The following is a 3,185-nucleotide window of genomic DNA, read 5'->3' as shown; positions in this document are numbered from 1 at the left end:
GTGTGGGGGGTGCAACGGGGGTCGCGGGACCGACCCCCGTATGCCCGGGCGAGCGGCACACCCATAAGCTAGAACCCGGAACACCCTGCTCCCAATGAGGGAACCCCCTAGGGGAGTTGGGCAGGGAAAACCCTCGGTCGCCGCACAGTAAACCCGTAGGGTCCTCAGTTCGGACGGCGCCCCGCCGCCAGTCGGACGATATCCACCCGCGAGCGGATCCCCAGCTTGCGGTAGACCCGGGTCAGGGTCGCCTCGACCGTCTTGACGCTGATGAACAGGCGGGCGGCGATCTCCCGGTTGGTGGCGCCCTCCATGACGAGCGCGGCGACCTGACGCTCCATCGAGGCCAGCCCGTCGAGCCCTTCGAGGGTGGGCACGGGCGTGGGCACGGGCGCCGGCTCCGGCGCCTTGGTGACGGCCGCCTCGTCCACCTGCCGCAGCCAGGGCAGCGCCCGGCAGCGGCGGAACAGCCGGGTCGCCTCGTCGTACGACGTGGGCCCGGGCTGTCCGGTGCGCAGCGACGCCAGGGCGAAGGCGGCGCGGGCCTCCTCCAGGCCGTAGCCCAGTTTGGCGAGGCGGTCCTGGACGGACGTCAGTTGGGCTACGGCCTCGTCGTGTTCGCCGCGTGCCGCCCGGACGAGCGCCTCGGCGCGGTCGAGTACGGCGAGGACGCTCTCGCGGCCGAGGCGCAGCGCGCGTTCCCGGGTCACGTCGATGACGTCCTGGGCCTCGGTGGTCTCGCCGATGCGGACGAGGGCCTCGGCGAGGTCGCCGTGCCAGCGGCCGCGCGCCGGGTCGGTCACTCCGAGGGCCTGCTCCAGTTCGCGGACCCGGCGCAGCGAGCGGACGGTCCCGTGGGCGTCCCCGGCGACCAACTGGGCGTATCCCAGGGCCCCGAGGGCACGGGAGAGATACATCTGGTCGCCGTCCTCCTCGGCGTGCTCGACCGCCTCGCGGGCCAGCGCGAGCCCCTCCTCGACGTCACCGCCGGAGGCCTCCGCGAGTGCGGTGAGCATCGCGGACGCCGTCTGGCCGATCCCGGAGTCGCGGGCCAGCCGGAGCCCCTCCCGGGCCAGGTCGAGGGCGCGGCCGCAGTGCCCGGAGCGCAGTTCGGTCTCGGCGAAGCCGCGCAGGAAGTGCACCTCGCTCTCCACCGACCCGCGCCGCCGCACCTCGCGCAGCAGCGCGGTGATGGTCGCGCGTGCCTCGGGCAGCTGATCGCTCATCACCAGCCAGCGGAACCTGGCCGAGCCCGCGCCGTTGTGATGGCACGCCACCCGCGGGTCCTGGGGCTCCTTCAGCGCGCGCTTGATGGTGAGCGGGGCGTCCGGATGACCCATCAGGGTCTCGGTCTGCGCCTGGAAGGAGAGCGCGAGGAGTTCGGTGCGCCGGTCGCCGGCGCGCGCGGCGAGTTCCGCCGAGCGTGCGGTCTCCGCGCGGGCCTCGGCGAAGTCGCCCTCAACCAGCAGGGCGCGCCAGGCCAGTTGGTAGCGGACCAGGGCGAGCAGCCGGGGGTCGTCGCCCGCGTCGGCGAGTGCCTGCGGGAAGACGGCGTCGACGTCGGCCATGGAGTGACCGGCGGTGTCGATCACGATGATCCAGGCCCGCACCCGCTCGGCGGGCACCGAGGTCCGGGTCAGCACCTCGCGCGCGATGTCCCGGGCGAGGTCCAGCTCGCCGGCGGTGATCGCGTCCTCCGAGGCCTGCAACCGGCGCTCGTCCGGGCCCGGCACGCTGTCGCCCGGAGTGTGCCGGGCGGCGAGCAGTCCGAGCGACGCGGCGACCGAGGGCGCCCCGCGGTCGCGGGCCAGGGTCGCGGCCTCGGCGAGCCGGGCGGCGACCTCCGGGTCGGTGCCGGTGGTGGCCAGCGCCAGATGCCGGGCGCGCTCGATGGGGTCGGAGGCCGCCGTCGACAGCGCCGCGTGCGCGGCCCGCCGCTCCTGCGCGGGTGCCTCCGCGTACAGCGCGGCCGAGATCAGCGGATGCGCGAACCGTACGGCCGGACCCTCGGGTTCCGTTGCCAGCAGGCCGAGTTCGGCGGCCTGGGCGGTCTCGGCCTCGGCGTTCTCGCGGCCGGCGTTCTGCAGCAGGGACACTGTCGGGCGGGCGCCCGCGCTCGCGACCAGGAGCGTGCGGCGGGCCTCGGCGGGCAGCATGTCGAGCCGGCTCAGCACCAACGCGCGTAGCGACGTCGGCACGGGCAGCGGCTCGCCCGGTCTCGGCGGGGTCGGGTTCTCGGCCAGCGCGCGCCCCAACTCCAGCGCGAACAACGGGTTTCCGCCACTCGTACGGTGGATCTCGCGGACCGTGGAACGCGGCAGCCCGGTGTACCCGCGGTGGTCGAGCAGCGCCGACACCTGCGCCCGGGACAGCGGACTGAGCCGGAACGCGAGCGTGTCCGGCGGCGACGCGCTCAGATACCGGTCGTACTCCTGTCCCTCGGTCCGCACCGCGAACACCATCTGCACCTGGGTGTCCCCGAGCCGCCGCGCGGCGAACCCGAGGAGCTCCGCGCTGGCCGGGTCCAGCCACTGCAGATCGTCCGCCACGACGAACACGGGACCGTCGGCCGCCAGGGCGCGCAGCGCCGACAGGACGGCGAGACGCAGTGCGAGGCCGTCGCGCTGGAGGGAGGACTCGCCGCGGCCGGTGAGCGCGGATTCCAGTGCCGTGCGCTGGGCGACGGGCAGTCGCTCGGACACCTCGTCCAGGACCAGACCGAGGAGGTCGGCGAGGGCCAGGAAGGGGAGGTGGGATTCGGACTCCGTGGCCGAGCAGCGCAACACGGTCCGCGCCGTCTCGCCGTATTCCGCGGCCAGCGCCCGCAGGACGGTCGACTTTCCAATTCCGGCGGGGCCGTGGAGCAGCACACTGCCGCCCTCGGCGAGCTGGTCACGGGCGGCGTTGAACATCTCCTCCCGGCCGATGACCAGGTCGGGGCGCGTTCTGGCAGGCTCCTTGAAGTCCCGTCGCACGGTCACCGCTCCCCTCGTGTGTCGTGTCCGGGCCAATATTAGGCAATCAGTCCTTGAAATTCGGATGGATGGGGTCGTGAGGGAAATAACAACCGTGCGGCATGAGGAAATTCAAAGCTCCGATGAATGAATAGCCGGTCGTCGCGGGAGCCGCCTCGGGGGGTACGTCCGCTCCTCTCACGGCAGCACCCCCGCCCGCCGCGCCGCCAC

At 73.6% G+C, this 3,185-nt stretch carries 1 protein-coding gene; it reads right to left on the bottom strand.

Annotated features, from left to right (window positions below):
- Positions 1–164: 164 nt before the first annotated feature.
- Positions 165–2,981 (bottom strand): ATP-binding protein, encoded by a 2,817-nt coding sequence (locus AC31A1_RS49095; RefSeq protein WP_489659544.1) that lies wholly within the window; start codon positions 2,979–2,981, stop codon positions 165–167.
- Between the last annotated feature and the right edge of the window lie 204 nt (positions 2,982–3,185).

The organism is Streptomyces sp. P5F9, from assembly GCF_057961495.1.
The sequence above is the reverse complement of the archived record's forward strand: the minus strand, read 5'-3'. Positions and strand labels throughout refer to the sequence as shown.